16 protein-coding genes are annotated in these 17,525 nt (G+C 69.3%); 9 read left to right on the forward strand and 7 right to left on the reverse strand.

Features of this window, described 5'->3' with window-relative positions; translation table 11 throughout:
* Nucleotides 1–4: 4 nt before the first annotated feature.
* Nucleotides 5–397, reverse strand: coding sequence for a DUF5684 domain-containing protein (locus tag QNO12_RS15435; RefSeq protein WP_257501266.1), 393 nt, complete (start codon nucleotides 395–397; stop codon nucleotides 5–7).
* Between the two features lie 237 nt (nucleotides 398–634).
* Between QNO12_RS15435 and QNO12_RS15440 the strand changes: the two genes are divergently transcribed.
* Both QNO12_RS15440 and QNO12_RS15445 read left to right on the forward strand, forming a co-directional pair.
* Entirely contained in the window at nucleotides 635–1,036 is a 402-nt protein-coding gene (locus tag QNO12_RS15440; RefSeq protein ID WP_257501265.1) for a glucose-6-phosphate dehydrogenase, read from the forward strand.
* A 34-nt stretch (nucleotides 1,037–1,070) separates the two neighbouring features.
* Complete coding sequence (locus QNO12_RS15445; protein ID WP_257501264.1) at nucleotides 1,071–2,321, forward strand: FAD-binding protein; 1,251 nt, start codon at nucleotides 1,071–1,073, stop codon at nucleotides 2,319–2,321.
* A gap of 3 nt (nucleotides 2,322–2,324) precedes the next feature.
* Here QNO12_RS15445 and QNO12_RS15450 read toward each other — a convergent pair whose 3' ends face one another.
* Genes QNO12_RS15450 through QNO12_RS15460 form a run of 3 tightly spaced genes read right to left on the reverse strand, consistent with a single transcriptional unit; the run spans nucleotide 2,325 to nucleotide 5,788 of the window.
* Nucleotides 2,325–3,719: an MFS transporter gene (locus QNO12_RS15450; RefSeq protein WP_257501263.1), complete on the reverse strand. Its 1,395-nt coding sequence runs from the start codon at nucleotides 3,717–3,719 to the stop codon at nucleotides 2,325–2,327.
* Nucleotides 3,716–4,162 carry a MarR family winged helix-turn-helix transcriptional regulator gene (locus tag QNO12_RS15455; RefSeq protein WP_257501262.1) on the reverse strand — a complete coding sequence of 149 codons (447 nt, stop codon included), beginning with the start codon at nucleotides 4,160–4,162 and terminating at the stop codon, nucleotides 3,716–3,718. The genes QNO12_RS15450 and QNO12_RS15455 overlap by 4 nt, the downstream gene beginning before the upstream one ends.
* A 6-nt stretch (nucleotides 4,163–4,168) precedes the next feature.
* Nucleotides 4,169–5,788, reverse strand: coding sequence for a DHA2 family efflux MFS transporter permease subunit (locus tag QNO12_RS15460; RefSeq protein WP_257501261.1), 1,620 nt, complete (start codon nucleotides 5,786–5,788; stop codon nucleotides 4,169–4,171).
* Between the two features lie 82 nt (nucleotides 5,789–5,870).
* On the opposite strand from QNO12_RS15460, the gene QNO12_RS15465 reads away from it, so the two are divergent.
* Complete coding sequence (locus tag QNO12_RS15465) at nucleotides 5,871–6,722, forward strand: alpha/beta fold hydrolase (protein ID WP_257501260.1); 852 nt, start codon at nucleotides 5,871–5,873, stop codon at nucleotides 6,720–6,722.
* Here QNO12_RS15465 and QNO12_RS15470 read toward each other — a convergent pair whose 3' ends face one another.
* The 3 genes from QNO12_RS15470 to QNO12_RS15480 form a co-directional block, all read right to left on the reverse strand.
* Complete coding sequence (locus QNO12_RS15470; protein ID WP_257501259.1) at nucleotides 6,723–7,724, reverse strand: sugar phosphate isomerase/epimerase family protein; 1,002 nt, start codon at nucleotides 7,722–7,724, stop codon at nucleotides 6,723–6,725.
* 77 nt (nucleotides 7,725–7,801) lie between these two features.
* Nucleotides 7,802–8,962 (reverse strand): Gfo/Idh/MocA family protein, encoded by a 1,161-nt coding sequence (locus tag QNO12_RS15475; RefSeq protein WP_257501282.1) that lies wholly within the window; start codon nucleotides 8,960–8,962, stop codon nucleotides 7,802–7,804.
* Nucleotides 8,963–9,077: 115 nt separating this feature from the next.
* On the reverse strand, nucleotides 9,078–10,127 hold the full coding sequence (locus tag QNO12_RS15480; RefSeq protein ID WP_257501258.1) for a substrate-binding domain-containing protein: 1,050 nt from the start codon (nucleotides 10,125–10,127) through the stop codon (nucleotides 9,078–9,080).
* A 304-nt stretch (nucleotides 10,128–10,431) separates the two neighbouring features.
* Here QNO12_RS15480 and QNO12_RS15485 point away from each other — a divergent pair, with 304 nt between their 5' ends.
* The 6 genes from QNO12_RS15485 to QNO12_RS15510 all read left to right on the forward strand — a co-directional run bounded on the left by QNO12_RS15485 (nucleotide 10,432) and on the right by QNO12_RS15510 (nucleotide 17,449).
* Nucleotides 10,432–11,907, forward strand: a complete 1,476-nt coding sequence (locus QNO12_RS15485) for a sugar ABC transporter ATP-binding protein (protein WP_257501257.1) — start codon at nucleotides 10,432–10,434, stop codon at nucleotides 11,905–11,907.
* Complete coding sequence (locus QNO12_RS15490; protein ID WP_257501256.1) at nucleotides 11,904–12,977, forward strand: ABC transporter permease; 1,074 nt, start codon at nucleotides 11,904–11,906, stop codon at nucleotides 12,975–12,977. The genes QNO12_RS15485 and QNO12_RS15490 overlap by 4 nt, the downstream gene beginning before the upstream one ends.
* A gap of 104 nt (nucleotides 12,978–13,081) precedes the next feature.
* Nucleotides 13,082–14,257 (forward strand): ROK family transcriptional regulator, encoded by a 1,176-nt coding sequence (locus tag QNO12_RS15495; RefSeq protein ID WP_257501255.1) that lies wholly within the window; start codon nucleotides 13,082–13,084, stop codon nucleotides 14,255–14,257.
* Between the two features lie 38 nt (nucleotides 14,258–14,295).
* Nucleotides 14,296–15,345, forward strand: coding sequence for a lipoate-protein ligase LplAB (gene lplAB, locus QNO12_RS15500; RefSeq protein WP_257501254.1), 1,050 nt, complete (start codon nucleotides 14,296–14,298; stop codon nucleotides 15,343–15,345).
* An 11-nt stretch (nucleotides 15,346–15,356) separates the two neighbouring features.
* A complete protein-coding gene (locus tag QNO12_RS15505) occupies nucleotides 15,357–16,295 on the forward strand; it encodes a DNA-methyltransferase (protein ID WP_257501281.1) in 939 nt (312 codons plus the stop codon).
* 266 nt (nucleotides 16,296–16,561) lie between these two features.
* Nucleotides 16,562–17,449 (forward strand): endonuclease domain-containing protein, encoded by an 888-nt coding sequence (locus QNO12_RS15510; protein WP_257501253.1) that lies wholly within the window; start codon nucleotides 16,562–16,564, stop codon nucleotides 17,447–17,449.
* Nucleotides 17,450–17,525: the final 76 nt, after the last annotated feature.

The following is a 17,525-nucleotide window of genomic DNA, read 5'->3' on the forward strand; positions in this document are numbered from 1 at the left end:
CGGCCTAAGCGGTGACGCGCGCCCTCTGGTACTGAGCCGAGCCGAAGCCGAGGATCAGGTAGCCGACGAACGGGATCAGCCACAGCAGGAACACGGAGAACACCGCGCCCTGCCCGAAGCCCTTGCCCACGCGCAGCGCGACGATGACGGCGAAGACGATGTTGACGATCGGGATGATGTAGAGCAGGCCCATCCACGCCGAGAAGCCGGCGATCTTCACGAGTACGAAGACGTTGACGATGGGGATGATCGCGAGCCATCCTGCGTAGCCGGCCTTGGTGAACACCTTCCACAGCGCGATGACGGTGATGATGTACACGACGAGACCGAACAGGGACGACGTCGTATAGAGCGAGGAGACGTCCGCCTGGGACGTGATCGAGCTGAGAGGATGCATGTCGCTCAGCATAGGGGTGGGAAACCCCGGTCCCGCGGCATATTACCCGCGCGGCACGCGGGGCGATTCGGATTCATCACCGAAGCGACATGAGCCGGTGGTTACGCGGTGGCGGTGTCGTCGCCTAGCGTAGACAGCGCGAGAGTCGCAACGCCCACCGGCGGAGCGCAACCGAGCCGAGCGACACGCGGACCGCGCGTCATGGTCGGCTTCCCACGCTCGCACGAGAGGACAGCCATGAAGGTCGCCGCATCAACAGACTGGCGAGATGGCATCCCGTTCGACACGCCCCTGATCGTCGCGGAGATCCTCCCCGGCGAGGAGACCCGATGCTCCGTCTGCGGAGGGGACTCCGCGCTGCGTTCCCGAACCGAACTGTGGGTGATCAAGCACCGTCACCCCAAGCACCACGACGGCTACGTCCGGTTCTACTGTCCCGAGCACCTGCCCGAGATCGCGCCGGTCGAGCCGGTCCTGGAGCGCCCGGCGGTCCGTGCGCGGCGCCCCGCGGCGCCGCGGGCCGCCGCGGCGACGCGTACCCCCGCGGCGCCTGAGAAGCAGCGGGCAGTGTGCCCCGAATGCTACGTCGAGGTCTCCGCGCTGGGGCTGTGCGGGATCTGCGGACAGACGATCGCCTGATCGCCGCGGCGCCGCGGCGGCGGGAGGAGAGGTCATGGCACGCAACTGGGCCGGAAGCCACGAGTACGCGGCTCCCCGGATCGTCGCCGCCGCCACTGTTCAGGACGTGCAGCGGGCGATCGCGACCGGCGGGCGGGTGCATGCACTCGGGACCCGTCACTCGTTCACCGATCTGCCCGACACCACCGGGACCCTGATCGACCTCGCCCCGTTGACGGGGGGATACGAACTGGATCGGGATGCCGCGAGCGTCACCGTGGCCGCAGGGACCCGTTATGGGGAACTGGCGCTGTGGCTCGAGCAGCGCGGCTGTGCGCTGCACAACCTCGGGTCGCTGCCGCACATCTCCGTCGCCGGGGCGATTGCGACCGCGACGCACGGTTCCGGCGACGCCAACGGCGTGCTGACCAGCGCGGTCCGCGGCATCCGGTACATCGGCGCGGATGGGCAGGAACGCGAGGTCCTCCGGGGCGAGCCGGACTTCAGCGCGCTCGCCGTCGGGCTCGGCGCCTTCGGTGTGATCGTGGCTGTCACCCTCGCCGTGCAGCCGACCTACCGGGTGCGGCAGGACATCTACCGCGGGGTGTCCTGGGATGCCGCCCTCGCCGGTCTGGACGCCGTCACCGGCGCCGGCTACAGCGTGTCCGTGTTCACGCGCTGGGACCCGGAGCTGATCGGCGACGTATGGGTGAAGACCCGCATGGGCGCGGACGATGACGAGGTCGCGGATGGGCTGCTGGACGGCGCGCGGGTGGCCGAGGCCAACCCGCTCGACGGGCTCGCCGACCTGACCGAGCTCGGCGGCGTGCCGGGACCGTGGATGCTGCGGCTTCCGCATTTCCGTCTCGACGGCACTCCGTCCTTCGGAGACGAGCTGCAGACGGAGTACTTCGTGGCGCGATCGGACGCACCGGCCGCTTTGCGTGCGGTGCGCGAGCTGGCGCCGGTGATCCAGCCGCACCTGTTCGTGAGCGAACTGAGGACCGCGGCATCCGATGATCTCTGGCTCAGCGGAGCCTACCGGCGTGATCTCGTCGCGATCCACTTCACCTGGCGCAACGACCCCGCCGGGGTGCGCGGGGCGCTGCCGCACATCGAAGCCGCGCTCGCCCCGTTCCGGGCACGTCCGCACTGGGGCAAACTGCACCTGTTCGAGGCCGACGACATCGCGCGGGTGCACCCCCGTGCCGCCGACGCGCGAGCCGTCTTCGAAAGACTCGACCCGGAGGGGCGTTTCGTCAACGCGCATCTGGTGCGCGTGGGGCTGCGCGAGCCCCGGCGCTGAGGGTCAGCTCCGGCGCGTCAGCTCGCCCGCGTCTGTTCGCACGGACGCCGAGCGCGGCGCAGGCTCCCGCGCCTCCCGCGGCAGTCCGATCGGGGTCGTCGAGGCCACCTCGTCGCTGAACTCGGCCGGGACGGGCCGCACGACGCTGATCGGCAGGGTCTCGTCGATCGTGAGCGCGAACCGGCGGGACTCGGAACGATGCAACCGGCCGGTGGCGAGCAGCCACGTCCCCCCGATCGCGAACGCCACGACTGCGGACACCGCGCCGAGGAGGATCGCCATGCGCGGGCCGTATTCGGCGGCGACCCAGCCGACGATGGGCGCCCCGACGGGGGTTCCGCCCATGAGGATCGCCATGTACAGCGCCAGCACGCGTCCGCGCAGAGCGGGATCGGTCGTGGTCTGCACGTAGCCGTTCGCCGTGGTCAGCATCGTGACCACCGCGAAGCCGGTGAACATGAGCGTCGCGGCATATCCCCAGTACGAGGGCATGAAGGCCGAGACTCCGGCGGCCACCGCGAACAGCAGAGTGCCGCCGATGACCACCCGCAGGCGTGCCCGGTCCCGACGGGCCGCCAGCAGGGCGCCGGCGAGCGAACCGATCGCCAGGATCGAACTGAGCAGCCCGTATCCGTCCGCTCCCTGATCGAACTCGAGCGCCATCGTCGACGCGAAGATCGGGAAGTTCATGCCGAACGCGCCGACCAGGAAGACCATCGCGAAGGTCACGACGAGGTCGGGGCGCCGTGCGACGTAGCGGAAGCCGTCGGCCAGCCGGGACGCCCCGGAGGTGTTCGCCCGCGGGAGCAGCTCGTGCGAGCGGATCATCAGGAGGGCGACGATCATGCCGAAGAATGTGACCGCGTTGATCAGGAACACCCAGCCGGTGCCCACGGCGACGATGACGATGCCCGCAACGGCAGGTCCGATCATGCGGGCACCGTTGAAGGATGCCGCGTTCAGGGCGACCGCGTTGGACGCGTTCTCCCGCGTCACCACGTCCGAGACGAACGCCTGCCTGGCCGGATTGTCGAACGCGGAGACCACGCCCAGTGCCAGAGCGAAGCCGTACATGATCATCAGCGTCATGTGACCGGTGAGGATCATCACGCCGAGCGCGATGGCGAGCAGGAACAGCAGCAGCTGGGTGACCATCAGCAGCTTGCGTCGATCGAACCGGTCGGCGACGTAGCCGGTGAGGCTCACCAGCAGCAGCGGCGGTGCGAACTGCAGGGCCATGGTGATGCCCATCGCGGCGGCGTCATTGTCGGTGAGCTCGGTCAGGACCACCCAGTTCTGCGCGGTCGCCTGCATCCAGGCGCCGATGTTCGACACGAGTGCGCCGATGAACCAGACGCGGTAGTTGAAGACCGAGAACGAACGGAACATCGCGCTCATCGGGCGACCATCCTCTGCATGATGGCGGCGGCGCTCGCGACGATCGCGCGCTCTTCGGGGCTGATCTCGGCGAGGGCTTCCTCGACCCACGCATCGCGTCGCCGTGCGGTCTCGTCGACCACGGTGCGGCCGTCATCGCTCAGATCGATCACGACTTTGCGGCCATCGCTCTCGTCGGCCGAGCGGGTGATGTACCCGGCCTCCTGGAGGCAGTTGACGGTGCGGTTCATCGACGGTGCGGAGACGCGCTCGCGGTCGGCGAGTTCGGTCAGCGTGTGCGGGCCGTGGACGGACAGGACGGCCAGCACCGCGAACTGGCCGTCGCTCATCGAGTCGACAGCGCGTTCGGTGCGCATGCGGCGAGCGAGTCGGAACACTGCGATACGCAGATCCGATGCGGCGCGGGCGAGGTCCGGGGAGGGTGGTGCTGCGTGCTCAGTCATCGATCCTTAGCCTAGTTCATTATCCTTGCTAAGTATATCTGACGGCCGGTCGCCCCGGCGCCGCTGCCCGAGCGAAAACGTCGCGGCCAGGCCGAGCACGAGGAACCCGGCCGCCGCGAACGCGGCGTACTGGGTGCCGGTGGAGAAGGCGGCCTTCGCCTCGTCGGCCAGATCGGAGGTGGACGGATCCGCCTCCAGCCCCGCGATCGCGCCCCCCGCAGTGTCCACGACGGCGGAGACAACCTGGTCGCGCTGGTCCGCGGGCACGCCGCGCGCGTCCAGCGAAGCGCCCAGAAGCAGGGCCGTACTGGTGAACAGGACGGTGCCGAGCACCGCGATGCCCAGCGCGGAGCCGAGCTGCCGAGCGGTGGACTGTGTTCCCGAGCCCTGTCCGCTCTGCTCCACGGGCACATCGCCGAGCACGACGCCGGTGAGCTGGGCGGTTGCCAGGCCGACGCCGAAGCCGTACACGAAGAGGAACGGGATCAGGGCCGCCCACTGGGTCGACGGGGAGATCACGAGTGCAAGCCCGGCCACCCCGACGATCTCGGCGATCAGCCCCAGCCGGACGATCGTCACCGGAGCGATGCGGTTGCTGAACGCGCCGGCGAACCCGCTGGCGACGAACGAACCGATGGCGAGGGCGAGCAGGACCAGGCCGGTCTGCAGGGCGTCGAAGCCGATCACGAACTGCAGCCACAGCGGCAGGGACAGGATGATCCCGAACTCGCCCAGTGAGACCACCAGCGCCGCGATGTTGCCGTTGCGGAAGGAGGGGATGCGGAACAGCCCGAAGGCGATCAGCGTCGACCGCCCCGTGCGCATCCGATGCCGCCCCCACGCGATGAACGCGATCAGGCCGCCCGCGGACACGACGAAGGCGAGTGGAACGGGGGACAGCTCCCACGGCCACGTCCACGCCCCGATCGTCAGGGGTTCGTTCGTCGTCCACCAGCCCAGGGACCGCCCCTCGATGAGACCGAAGACCAGAGCGGCGCTGGTGAGGACGGACAGCAGCGCGCCCACGGCATCCACCCGCCGGCGCGTGCCCTCCTTGGACTCGTCGACCGTGAGCAGCACTCCGACGATGATCAGGATGCCGAGCGGCACGTTGATGCCGAATGCCCATCGCCACGAGAACTCCGTCGTGAGCCAGCCGCCCAGCAGCGGGCCGAGCGCCGCCATGCCGCCGATGGTGGAGCCCCAGACGGCGAACGCGATGCCGCGCTCGCGGCCGCGGAACGTGGCGTTGATCAGCGAAAGGGTCGTGGGCAGGATCATCGCGCCGCCGACGCCCTGGACGAATCGCGCGAGGATCAGCAGTTCGCCCGAGGTGGCGAGGGCGGCCGCCACCGAGGACGTGGCGAAGATCACGACGCCGATGAGCATGGTCCGTCGGCGTCCGAAGCGATCGGCGAGACTGCCGAACACGAGCAGGAGCGCGGCGAAGACCAGGGTGTACACCTCCTGGACCCATTGCACCTGGGTCGAGGAGATCTGCAGCTCATCGACGATCGACGGGATCGCCACGTTGACGATGGTTGAGTCCACGATGATCAGGGAGACGGCGATGCTGATGAAGACCAGTCCGAACCAGCGTCGAGAGGAAGCCTGCGTCCCGTTCATTTCGCTAGCTTATCTAGCGAAATTCGGATGTGGGCAGTGGCCGGCAAGGATGTCGCGTTCCCGCGCTGTCTAGACTCGCCGCATGCCCGACTTCATCGATGCGCACGGCATCGCGATCGTCTACGACGTTCACCCCGCTCGAACTCCGCCGAAGGCGATCGTGCAGCTCGCGCACGGCGTCGGTGAGCACGCCGGACGCTATGGTGCGCTGGTCGAGGCACTCGCCGCCGACGGATACACCGTGTACGCCGACGACCATCGTGGTCACGGCCGCACCGGGATGAAGCAGCACGGCGACGATGTGTCCAAGCTCGGCCGCCTGGGACCGGGCGGCGTCATGGGCGCCGTTCGAGCGGTGTCGCAGCTGACGGCACTCATCCGGTCGGAGAATCCGGGTCTGCCCCTCGTGCTCCTGGGTCATTCGTGGGGCTCGTTCATGGCACAGATGCTGCTGAACCGTGAACCGGAGGCCTATGACGCCCTCGTGCTCAGCGGTACGGTCTATCGCCAACTCGGCTGGGGCAACCTCGGCGAACTGAACGCGCGATGGAGCGGACCGGATGCGACAGGCATGGAATGGCTCGCCAGTGATCCCGAGGTCGCGGCAGCGTTCCTCGCCGATCCGCTGACCACCGCTGCGCCGATGCGGCAGCTCTTCGGCCTGCACGGCCAGCTGCGCATGATGGGCAAGCCGAAAAAGAACCTCGGCCGCGACATCCCGACACTGCTCATGGTGGGTCGCGACGACACGGTCGGCGGCCCGCGCAGCGTGCACAAACTCGCTGATGCGTACCGCACGCGTTCGGGTTTCACCGACGTCACGACGTTCGTCTACCCGAACGCGCGCCATGAGATCTTCAACGAGGCAGCACAGGCCGAAGTGCGCGCCGACCTGCTCGCCTGGCTGGACGCGCGCTTCCCGGTCCGGGACTGATCAGCGGGCGCTAAAGGCCGCGTCGAACGCCGCCTCCGGCGCGGCGAACGCGTTCCGCTTGACGAACGCGAGCGCCTCCGGGGCGCCCAGCAGCCGGTCCATTCCGGCGTCCTCCCACTCGACCGAGATGGGGCCGTCGTAGCCGATGCTGTTCAGCGCACGGAAGGAGGCCTCCCACGGGACGTCACCGCGGCCGGTCGAGACGAAATCCCATCCGCGGCGCAGATCAGCCCACGCGAGGTGAGAGCCCAGTCGGCCGTTGCGGCCGTTGCCGAGATTGAGCTTCACGTCCTTGCAGTCCACGTGGTAGATCAGGTCCTTGAACTCCAGGATGAAGTCGACGGGATTGAGCTCCTGCCACATGAAGTGGGAGGGGTCCCAGTTCAGGCCGAACGCGGGCCGGTGGCCGATCGCCTCGAGCGTGCGCACCGTCGTCCAGTAGTCGTAGGCGATCTCACTGGGGTGCACTTCGTGCGCGAACCTGACCCCGACCTCGTCGAACACATCCAGGATCGGGTTCCACCGGTCGGCGAAGTCCTGGTAGCCCGCGTCCACCGCGGCCTGCGACACCGGCGGGAACATCGCGACGTACTTCCAGATGCTCGAACCGGTGAAGCCGACCACGGTCTTGACCCCGAGCTTCGCGGCCAGCCGTGCGGTGTGCTTCATCTCCTCGGCGGCTCGCTGACGAACGCCCTCGGGATCGCCGTCCCCCCACACCCGGTCCGAGAGGATGTCCCGGTGCCGCTGGTCGATCGGGTCGTCGCAGACCGCCTGGCCCTTGAGGTGGTTCGAGATCGCCCAGACCTTCAGCCCGTGGCGCTCGAGCAGATCGAGCCGGCCCTGCACGTACTCCTCGTCGTCCCAGCGCCAGGGGTCCAGGTGGTCGCCCCAGCAGGCGATCTCGAGTCCGTCGTAGCCCCATTCGGCGGCGAGCCGGGCCACCTCCTCCAGCGGCAGGTCGGCCCACTGCCCGGTGAACAGGGTGATCGGTCGCGTCATTGCGTGTTCCTTTCCTCGCGCCCCGCGCCCGGCGGGGCAGTGTCTCTCAGAATGCACCGACCGCGTGGGTGGCGCGATCAGTTCGGGATCGGGATCCAGCTGCTGCCCGCCGCGGAGCTGCGCTCGACGGCATCCAGAACCCTCTGCACATGGAGGCCGTCGGCGAAGGAGGGCCGCGGCTGCGTACCCTCGGCGATGGCGGATACGAAGTCGACCACCTGGTGCGAGAAGCCGTGCTCGTAGCCGAGCATGTGGCCGGCCGGCCACCACGCGCGAATGTACGGATGGTCCGGCTCGGTGACGATGATCGTGCGGAAGCCCTGCTCGGTCGCGGGCAGCGTCGCGTCGAAGAACTCCAGTTCATTCATCCGCTCGAGATCGAACGCGACGGCGCCGAGGGAGCCGGAGACCTCGATGCTGAGCGCATTCTTGCGCCCGGTGGCGAAGCGGCTCGCTTCGAACGTGCCGAGCGGCGCGTACGATCCGTCCGCCGATCCGTAGCGGCCGGAGAAGACCGCCACGTCGTCCACGGTGACCTCGCCCCGATCGGCGGCAGCGGTCCCGGAAAGGCCGATGCCTTCGCCCAGGAGCGGGCGCTCCGCGACGATGGTGTCCAGAATCCCCGACACGCTCTGCAGCCGCAGCCCGGTGATGAACTCGGACAGGTCGACGGCGTGGGCGCCGATATCGCCCAGCGCACCGGAACCGGCGCGATCCTTCTGCAGGCGCCACGTCAGCGGGGCCTCGGCGTCGCTCAGCCAGTCCTGGCGGTAGGACGCGCGCACCTGCCGGATCTGACCGATGCGTCCGGCCGCGACCAGGTCCCGGGCCAGCGTCGCCGCCGGCACACGACGATAGGTGAAGCCCACCATCGCCCGCACTCCGCGCGCGGCCGCACGGTCGGCGGCATCGGTCATGGCCTGCGCCTCGGCGACGGAATTGGCCAGCGGCTTCTCGCACAGGACGTGCTTGCCGGCATCCAGGGCCGCGATCGCGATCTCGGCGTGCGTGTCCCCGGGCGTGACGATGTCGACGATGTCGATGTCGTCACGGGCGATCACCTCGCGCCAGTCGGTCGCCGCCTCCTCCCATCCCCACTTCTGCGCGGCCGCCGTGACCCCGTCCGGGTCCCGGCCCACGATCACGCTCATCGAGGGCTGCGCGGGGAGGTCGAAGAAGCGCGGAGCGACGCGCCACCCTTGCGAGTGCGCGGCGCCCATGAAGCCGTAGCCGATCATGGCGACGCGAAGGTTTTCGGTCACAGGTACTCCGTGGGGGTGTCGAAGGCGGGGAGTGCCTCGAGGGGGCGTCTGCGAAAGGCAGACGCCCCCTTCCGGCGAGAGGTGGTGCGGATCAGGACTCGAACGCCAGACCGATGTACTGGTCGACGTTCTCCTTCGTAACGACGGGGGCATCCAGCACGATGCGGTTGGCCACACCGGGTGTGACCAGGTCGCTCATCGTCTTGCCCTGTGCGATCAGTCGGGCGAGGGCGATGCCGTCGGCGGCCTGCGTCGACGGGTAGATGATCGTCGCCTTGAGCACCGTGTCGTCCGCCTCGATGGCCTCCATCGCGTTCAGCGAACCCGCGCCGCCGACCATGAAGAACTCGTCGCGACCCGCGGCGTTGATCGCCGCGAGGACGCCGATGCCCTGGTCGTCATCGTGGTTCCACAGCGCATCGATCTGCGGGTTGGCCGACAGCAGCTGGGATGCCGCGGCCTCGCCGCCCTGGACGGTGAAGTCGGCGGCCACGCGAGGGCCGACCTCCAGTCCGCAGTCCGCCAGCGCGTCGGCGAAGCCGGCCGAGCGGTCCTGCGTCAGCGGGAGCGAGTCGATGCCGGCGATCTCGGCGACGATCGCGTCGGGGTTGTCGCCGACCTGCTCGCAGATGTACGTGCCGGCGCTGACGCCCATGCCGTAGTTGTCGCCGAGCACGGTGGCCCGCGCAGCGAACGGGCTGGAGAACTCGCGGTCGACATTGATGACCGGGATGCCGGCCTCCATGGCTTTGATGGCGACCTCGGTCAGAGCGGCGCCGTCACTGGGCAGCAGCACGATCGCATCGACCCCGTCGTTGATGAAGGTCTCGACGGCCGCGATCTGCGCGTTGACGTCGTTGGTGCCCTCGGCCAGCTGCAGCTCGACGTCAGGGAAGCTCTCCGCCGCGGCGATCGCGCCGGAGTTGATGGCGCCGAGCCAGCCGTGGTCGGCGGCCGGTCCGGAGAACCCGATGACGACCGTGTCGCCGGTGGCCTGGTTCTCCTCCGAGGTGGTGCCCTGGTCGGCGCCCTCTTCTTCTTCGGGCGCGCCGGGTGTACAGCCGGCCAGCAGTGCGATGGCCGTCAGCGCGGCGGCGCCGGCACCGATCGCCCGCGTGCGCACGGAACGGGTTGAACGCATGAATTCCTCCTTGAATGTGAATGCAGGTCGGGCGGCGAGGGCGTCGTCGCACTTCCGCGCGAGGACCGCCCACGGGGCTGACCGCCTTCAAGGTAGCAGAACGAGTCGTAGACACGACAGCTTTCGTCCGGGATCCGGTAAAAGCCCGTAGACCGTGGGAATTTCGGGATCGGTGATCGAAATCCGCGCGCGTGACGCCGGATCGCATCGCGTTGAATGGCTCTCGAACGCGGAGACGTCGACATGTTATGGTCGGCGTGTGATCAAAGATGACCAACGCTCGGCGTTACTCGAGGTGCGCGGTGTGACGAAGAGCTTTGCCGGAGTGCGGGCCCTGCGCGGGGTCGATCTGGACGTGCTCCCCGGCGAAGTCCACTGCGTCCTCGGGCAGAACGGCGCCGGCAAGTCGACGCTGATCAAGACGCTCGCGGGTGTGCATCGCCCCGACAAGGGGACGATCGGGTGGCTCGGCGAACCGGTCGAGATCGCAATGCCGGAAGCGGCTCTGGAACTGGGCATCGCCACGATGTACCAGGAACTGGATGTCGTGGACGGGCTGACGATCGCGGAGAACATCTTCCTCGGGCACGAGCTGGCCAGGGGCGGGTTCACCAAGCGGTCGGAGGCGGCGCGGCAGACCAGGGAACTGCTGCGCCGTCTCGGTCACGCCAATCTGTCGCCGCACACCGAGGTCGGTCGACTCAGCGCCGCCAACAAGCAGATCGTGAGCATGGCGCGCGCACTGTCGCACGACATCAAGCTCATGATCATGGACGAGCCCTCCGCGGTGCTCGACACCGAGGAGGTGAAGAACCTCTTCTCCGTGGTCAGGGAGCTCACCTCCGAAGGGATCGCCGTGGTGTACATCACACACCGGCTGGAGGAGATCCGGCAGATCGGCGACCGGATCACCGTCCTGAAGGACGGCGCGTCGATGGCCTCCGGCCTGCCGGCGGCCGACACGCCGACTCAGGAGCTGATCCGGCTCATGACCGGCCGGGCTGTCGAGAACGTCTTCCCGCCGGGCGTCCCGGTACCGGAGGATTCGCCGCTGGTTCTGGAGGTCGAGGGGCTGGGCCTGGCCGGTGTCTTCTCGGATGTCAGCTTCACCGTCCGGGCCGGCGAGATCGTGGGGTTCGCCGGCCTGGTCGGCTCCGGCAGATCAGAGATCATCGAGACGGTCTACGGCGCGCGCAAGGCGACGGCCGGCACCGTGCGGGTCGCCGGAAAGACCGTGCCTCGAGGATCGGTGGTGGCCGCCGTCGAGGCCGGCGTCGGCCTGTCGCCCGAGGAGCGCAAGAGCCAGGGACTCGTCCTGGACGAGCCGATCTTCGTCAACGTGACCCTGTCCTCCGTCTCCCGGTTCGCCAAAGGGGGCTTCCTGGACGAGCGGGCCGAACGCAAAGCGACCGCCGAACAGATCGATGCGCTCGAGCTGCGACCGGCGAACCCGGACCGGGCGACCAGAACCCTCTCCGGAGGCAACCAGCAGAAGATCCTGCTGGCGCGGTGGCTGGTCCACGGCACTCGCGTGCTGCTGCTGGATGAGCCCACCCGCGGCGTGGATGTCGGCGCGCGCGCCGAGATCTACGCGCTGATCCGGCGGCTGTCGGCGGCCGGGAACGCGGTGGTCATCGTCTCGAGCGAGATCGAAGAGGTGCTCGGCCTGGCCGACAAGGTCCTCGTCGTCTCGGACGGTCGCGTCCTGGAAACCCTCCCCGCCGCCCAGATCGACGAGCACGGTGTGCTCGATCTCGTCATGAAAGGAACCGCCGCGTGAGCGAGCCAGTAACCACCGGGGACCTGGTCGGTCCGCCTTCCTCCACGGGCGCCCGCTCTCCGCTCGAGGCCCCCTCGGGCCGCGACGGCGAGAAGAGCGGTCTGCAGAAGATCATGTCCGGATCCGTCGGCCGCAACCTCGGACTCGTCCTGGCCCTGCTGGTGCTCGTGGTCGTCGGCGCCGTCACCGCCGGGGAGAGTTTCACCACGCTCAGCAACGCTCTCGTGATCCTCCGTCAGGCCTCGATCATCGGCGTCGTCAGCATCGGCATGACCCTGGTCATCATCGCCGGCGGTATCGACCTGTCCGTCGGCTCGGTGCTCGGCCTCGCCTCGATCGTGGCGACCCTCGCGGCGATCCAGGACCTCGCCGATCAGACCCACTGGATCGTGATGATCCTGATCGCCCTCGCGGTCGGGCTCGGTGCGGGCCTGATCAACGGAGTCGTGATCGCGTACGGCAACGTCGTCGCCTTCATGGCGACCCTCGCGATGCTGGTCGCCGCGCGCGGGCTCGCCGAGATCCTCGCCGAACGCCGCACGCTGATCGTCGAGGATCGCGGCTTCATCAGCTTCATGAACGCCGACCTCATCGGCGTGGACGTCCTGATCTGGATCTTCGCGATCGTCGCCGCGCTGGGCTGGGTGATCCTCAACCGCACGACGTTCGGTCGCCGCACCGTCGCCATCGGCGGCAACCGCGAGGCCGCGCGGCTCGCGGGCATCAACGTGAAGCGCCACACGATGTGGCTGTACGCGATCGCCGGCCTGTGCGCGGGGATCGGCGCCGTCATGATCCTCGGGCGCACGACTGCCGGCAGCTCCACGCATGGCACGCTGCTGGAGCTGGACGTGATCGCGGCGGTCGTCGTCGGCGGCACGCTGCTGGTCGGCGGACGCGGGACGATCACCGGCACCGTCTTCGGCGTGCTGATCTTCGCCACCCTGACGAACGTGTTCGTCCAGAACAACCTGACATCATCGGTGCAGGCGGTCGCCAAGGGCATCATCATCGTGATCGCGGTGCTGCTGCAGCAGCGGTTCGCCAAGCCCGGCGGCCGCCAATCGTAACGGACACGGTCGCCTTCTGCCGTTGTGTAGCGTGGCCAGCGACGGGAACGGCAGAACTTCCCGGACTTCGGCCGACCGGGTCGTATGAGTGAGTGGATCGTGCAATGGGTGTCGAATCTTCCGCCGGAATGGGCGTGACGGAGCTGTTCCAGCTCCTTCGCGACGGTGTTCCGCGCACGCGTGCTCAGCTCGCGAAATCCACCGGCCTGGCCCGTTCCACGATCGCGGTGCGGGTGGACGAGCTGATGCGGATGGGCCTGGTCACACCGGTCGCCGAGGCAGCCTCCACGGGTGGCCGCCCTCCGTCGCAGTTCGCCCTCAACCCGGGCGCCCGTGTGGTCGTGGCGGCGGACATCGGTGCGACGCACGCCACCGTCGCGATCAGCGACCTGGGCGCGACCATCCTCGCGGAGCGCATCGAACCGCTGGACATCACGCTGGGCCCGGTGCCGGTGCTGACCTGGACCCTCGAGACCGCGATGACCCTGCTGGCTGAGACGGGGCGGAGCGTCGGCGACATCGCGGCGATCGGCATCGGCGTTCCGGGGCCGGTGGAATTCTCCACCGGGCGCCCGGTCAACCCACCGATCATGCCCGGGTGGGACCGGTTCGACATCCCGGGGTGGGTGCGTCAGCATCTCGAAGCGCCGGTGCTCGTCGACAATGACGTCAACATCATGGCGCTCGGCGAGCAGGCCACCGCGTGGCCGTCGGTCGAGCATCTGATGTTCGTGAAGATCGCCACCGGCATCGGCGCGGGGGTCATCTCGGGCGGGCAGCTGCTGCGCGGCGCGCAGGGCGTGGCGGGCGATATCGGTCATGTGCGGGTGGCACGCGGCTCCGACGTGCCGTGCAGCTGCGGGAACCGCGGATGCCTGGAGGCGCTCGCCTCGGGACCGGCGATTGCGCGCGAACTGCGCGCGCAGGGCATCGCGGCCGCCAATGGCGATGACGTGGTCGAACTGGTCAAGCACGGCAACGTCGACGCGATCCAGGCCGTGCGGCAAGCCGGCCGCGACATCGGCGAGGTGCTCACCGCCTGCGTGAGCCTGATGAACCCGTCCATCATCGCGATCGGCGGCTCCATGGCCCGGGTCGGCGAGCACCTGATCGCCGGGGTGCGCGAGGTCGTCTACACCCGCTCGACGCCGTTGGCGACGGAGCATCTGGCGATCGTGCAGTCATCGGCCGCGGAGAACGCCGGTGTCCGAGGTGCGGCCATGCTCGCCATCGAGCACGCGCTCTCGCCGGCGGCGCTGCACATGCTCGTCAGCGCCTGAGGGCGCTCTCGCCGCGGAGCGGCACTTAAGCTGAGTCCATGCACGGCGAATACAAGGTGCCCGGAGGCAAGCTGGTCGTCGTCGACCTCGAAGAGCGCGACGGCAGGATCTTCGGGTTCCGCCTCGCCGGCGACTTCTTCCTCGAGCCGGACAGTGCGCTGGACGACATCGACGACGCCGTCAACGGACTCCCCATCGAGACGGATGCCGCGGCCATCGCCGCGGCCGTGCGCGAGGCACTGCCCGACGGCGCCCAGCTGCTGGGGTTCACGCCCGAGGCGGTCGGCACCGCCGTCCGCCGCGCGCTGGTGACCCCGCCGGGCTGGCGCGACTTCGACTGGGAGATCGTGCACGAAAAGCCCGTCTCGCCACGGATGAACCTCGCGCTGGACGAGGTGCTCACCACCAGGGTCGGCGACGGCCGGCGTCGCCCCACGCTCCGGCTGTGGGAGTGGGACGAGTCCGCGGTCGTGATCGGGTCGTTCCAGTCGTATCGCAACGAGGTCGATCCGGAGGGTGCAGCCCGGCATGGGTTCGACGTCGTCCGGCGCATCTCCGGCGGCGGCGCGATGCTCATGGCCGCGAACTCGATCGTGACCTACTCGCTGTACGTCCCGGCATCCCTGGTCGCCGGCATGACGTTCGCCGATTCGTATGCCTTCCTGGACGACTGGGTGCTGCAGGCGCTGCGCTCCCTCGGCATCGACGCCACCTACCAGCCGCTCAACGACATCGCGAGCCCGCAGGGGAAGATCGGCGGGGCGGCGCAGAAGCGCCTCGCGAACGGCGGGGTGCTGCACCACGCCACGCTCAGCTACGACATGGACGGTCAGGTGATGACCGAGGTGCTGCGCATCGGCCGCGAGAAGCTCAGCGACAAGGGCACCACCTCGGCGGCCAAGCGGGTCGACCCGCTGCGTCGTCAGACCGGACTGCCACGCGAAGCGATCATCGAGCGCTTCATCGAGACGTTCGCGAAACTGTACGGGGCCGTGCCCGGCCGCATCAGCGACGAGGAGTACGCCGAGGCCGAAGCCCTGGTCGAGTCGAAGTTCGCGACGGACCCGTGGCTGTACCGGGTGCCGTGACGGGCGCCGAGATCGTCGACACGGCGGGCGTCGCTCCGCCGCGGGGTGCGGTGACGATCCACCACGGCGACAACCTCGCCGTGGTCGCGGCATATCCGGACGAGTCCTTCACCCTGATCTACCTGGATCCGCCGTTCAACACCGGGCGCGTGCAGGGCCGGGCGCTGGAGACCGCGCGCTCGGTCCGACCCGGGTCGCCCGAGCCGGTGGCCGGCGCCACGCCGCTCGGCACGGTGCCGGAAACGACCGGCGTCCCGGTGGCAGACGGAGCCGTCGTGCGGCGCGGGTTCCACGGCCGGGAGTACGAGCGGCTGCGCGGCGACCTGCGCGAGTACGACGACCGGTTCGACGATTACTGGGGTTTCCTCGAGCCGCGGCTGGCCGAGGCGTGGCGTCTGCTGGCCGCGGACGGCACGCTCTACGTGCACCTGGACTATCGCGAAGCGCATTACGCCAAGGTCCTCATGGACGCCCTCTTCGGCCGCGACCGCTTTCTGAACGAGCTGATCTGGGCGTACGACTACGGGGCCAAGACCCGGCGCCGCTGGCCGACCAAGCACGACACCATCCTGGTGTACGTCAAGGATCCCGACCGGTACTGGTTCAACTCGGATGCCGTGGACCGCGAGCCGTACATGGCGCCCGGACTGGTCACCGCCGAGAAGGCCGCCCGCGGCAAGCTGCCCACCGACGTCTGGTGGCACACGATCGTGCCGACCACCGGCCGGGAGAAGACCGGCTATCCGACGCAGAAGCCGGAGGGGATCCTGCGACGCATCGTTCAGGCATCCAGCCGGCCCGGCGACCGCGTTCTGGACTTCTTCGCCGGCAGCGGCACGACCGGGGCTGTCGCCGCGGCGCTGGGGCGCGACGCTGTGCTGGTGGATGCCAACCTCGAGGCGGTCGAGGTCATGCTCAAGCGCATCCCCGGGGCACAGGTCATCGCCTGACCGGGGTCATGCCGGCCGGCGCGTCGGTATAACCCGGTCCCGGTGCGTCGCCCGCGGCCGGGCGTCAAAGCCGCGGGAGAAATCGCCTCGGGCACCCGGTGATGACGGTCCGCGGTCGGAATCGCCCGGTGTTTTGACCACGCTGCGGACCCGGGGTCGAGCCGGTGGACGAATCGCCTCCTCCCCAGGGCGCGCACTGCGGGCATAGCCCGCAGAATCGGCGGCGGCGGCGCCGCAGCACCCGCCTCCGCGCCACGCTGACCGGCATGTTGCAGCACACCGACGCCGAACTGCGCGGGCGAGCCACGCACTTTCATCGACGGCGCGACCTCGTGGCCCGAGGATGGACCGATCGTGACCTGCGCGAGGCCGTCGCCGAGGGGCGGGTCGTGCGCCCGCGCGCGGGCGCGTACCTCGCTGCGGGAACCGCCGCCGATCTCGTGGACGCCTGTGCGCTCGGAGGGCGCCTGACCTGCGTCTCGGAACTGCTCCGCCACGGCGTCTTCGTTCTCGACCCGTCCGCGCTGCACGTGCACCTCCACGCGGCCCGCAGCCATGCGCCCATGCCGACACGGTCGGTTCGGCGCCACTGGGGCCGCCTGCATCGCACACCGCACCCGTGCTCGACGTCGGTCGAGCTGTTCGACGCCGTCGTCTCCGCCGTGCGGTGCCAGCCTCCCCGAGCGGCGCTGGCGACGCTCGACTCGGCACTGCACGCGGGCGTTGTCCGGCTCGACGATCTCGATGAGCTCTTCGGTGCGCTTCCCCGGCGGCACCGGGTGCTGCGCCGGCTGATCGACCCGCGCGCGGAGTCCGGTCCCGAGACGCTGCTCCGGCTGATTCTGCGTTCCCTCGGTGTGCGCTTCGAGGTGCAGGTGTCCATCGCGGGCGTCGGTCGAGTCGATTTCGTCGTCGCCGGCTGGCTGATCGTCGAATGCGACAGCGCGCAGTTCCATTCCAGCTGGGCGGACCAGCGCACCGACCGTCGCCGGGACCAGGCCGCCGCCGCGCTCGGCTTCGCGACCTACCGCCCCATCGCCGAGGACATCATGTGGCACGCAGACCGGGTCCGAGCGGCTCTGGCCGGCCTGCTGGCCGGTCGCGGCACCCGGCGGCCGGCACTCGGCGGCCGGCACCCGGCAGGCGCCCGGTGAATCCGCGGGGATGAACCGTGCCCGCCGGCAGCACGTGCGGGCGCCACCGCCGGAATGTCCCCGCTTTTTGACGCAC

Source organism: Microbacterium sp. zg-B185, from assembly GCF_030246885.1.
GTDB lineage: Bacteria > Actinomycetota > Actinomycetes > Actinomycetales > Microbacteriaceae > Microbacterium.

What these genes read in the sequence shown, in the direction of transcription:
- QNO12_RS15435 (WP_257501266.1), bottom strand. Translation starts at nt 397, where the DNA reads ATGCATCCTCTCAGCTCGATCACGTCCCAGGCGGACGTCTCCTCGCTC.
- QNO12_RS15495 (WP_257501255.1), top strand. Translation starts at nt 13,082, where the DNA reads ATGGGTGTCGAATCTTCCGCCGGAATGGGCGTGACGGAGCTGTTCCAG.
- QNO12_RS15465 (WP_257501260.1), top strand. Translation starts at nt 5,871, where the DNA reads ATGCCCGACTTCATCGATGCGCACGGCATCGCGATCGTCTACGACGTT.
- QNO12_RS15480 (WP_257501258.1), bottom strand. Translation starts at nt 10,127, where the DNA reads ATGCGTTCAACCCGTTCCGTGCGCACGCGGGCGATCGGTGCCGGCGCC.
- QNO12_RS15440 (WP_257501265.1), top strand. Translation starts at nt 635, where the DNA reads ATGAAGGTCGCCGCATCAACAGACTGGCGAGATGGCATCCCGTTCGAC.
- QNO12_RS15475 (WP_257501282.1), bottom strand. Translation starts at nt 8,962, where the DNA reads ATGATCGGCTACGGCTTCATGGGCGCCGCGCACTCGCAAGGGTGGCGC.
- QNO12_RS15460 (WP_257501261.1), bottom strand. Translation starts at nt 5,788, where the DNA reads ATGAACGGGACGCAGGCTTCCTCTCGACGCTGGTTCGGACTGGTCTTC.
- QNO12_RS15510 (WP_257501253.1), top strand. Translation starts at nt 16,562, where the DNA reads ATGTTGCAGCACACCGACGCCGAACTGCGCGGGCGAGCCACGCACTTT.
- QNO12_RS15455 (WP_257501262.1), bottom strand. Translation starts at nt 4,162, where the DNA reads ATGACTGAGCACGCAGCACCACCCTCCCCGGACCTCGCCCGCGCCGCA.
- QNO12_RS15450 (WP_257501263.1), bottom strand. Translation starts at nt 3,719, where the DNA reads ATGAGCGCGATGTTCCGTTCGTTCTCGGTCTTCAACTACCGCGTCTGG.
- QNO12_RS15470 (WP_257501259.1), bottom strand. Translation starts at nt 7,724, where the DNA reads ATGACGCGACCGATCACCCTGTTCACCGGGCAGTGGGCCGACCTGCCG.
- lplAB (WP_257501254.1), top strand. Translation starts at nt 14,296, where the DNA reads ATGCACGGCGAATACAAGGTGCCCGGAGGCAAGCTGGTCGTCGTCGAC.
- QNO12_RS15445 (WP_257501264.1), top strand. Translation starts at nt 1,071, where the DNA reads ATGGCACGCAACTGGGCCGGAAGCCACGAGTACGCGGCTCCCCGGATC.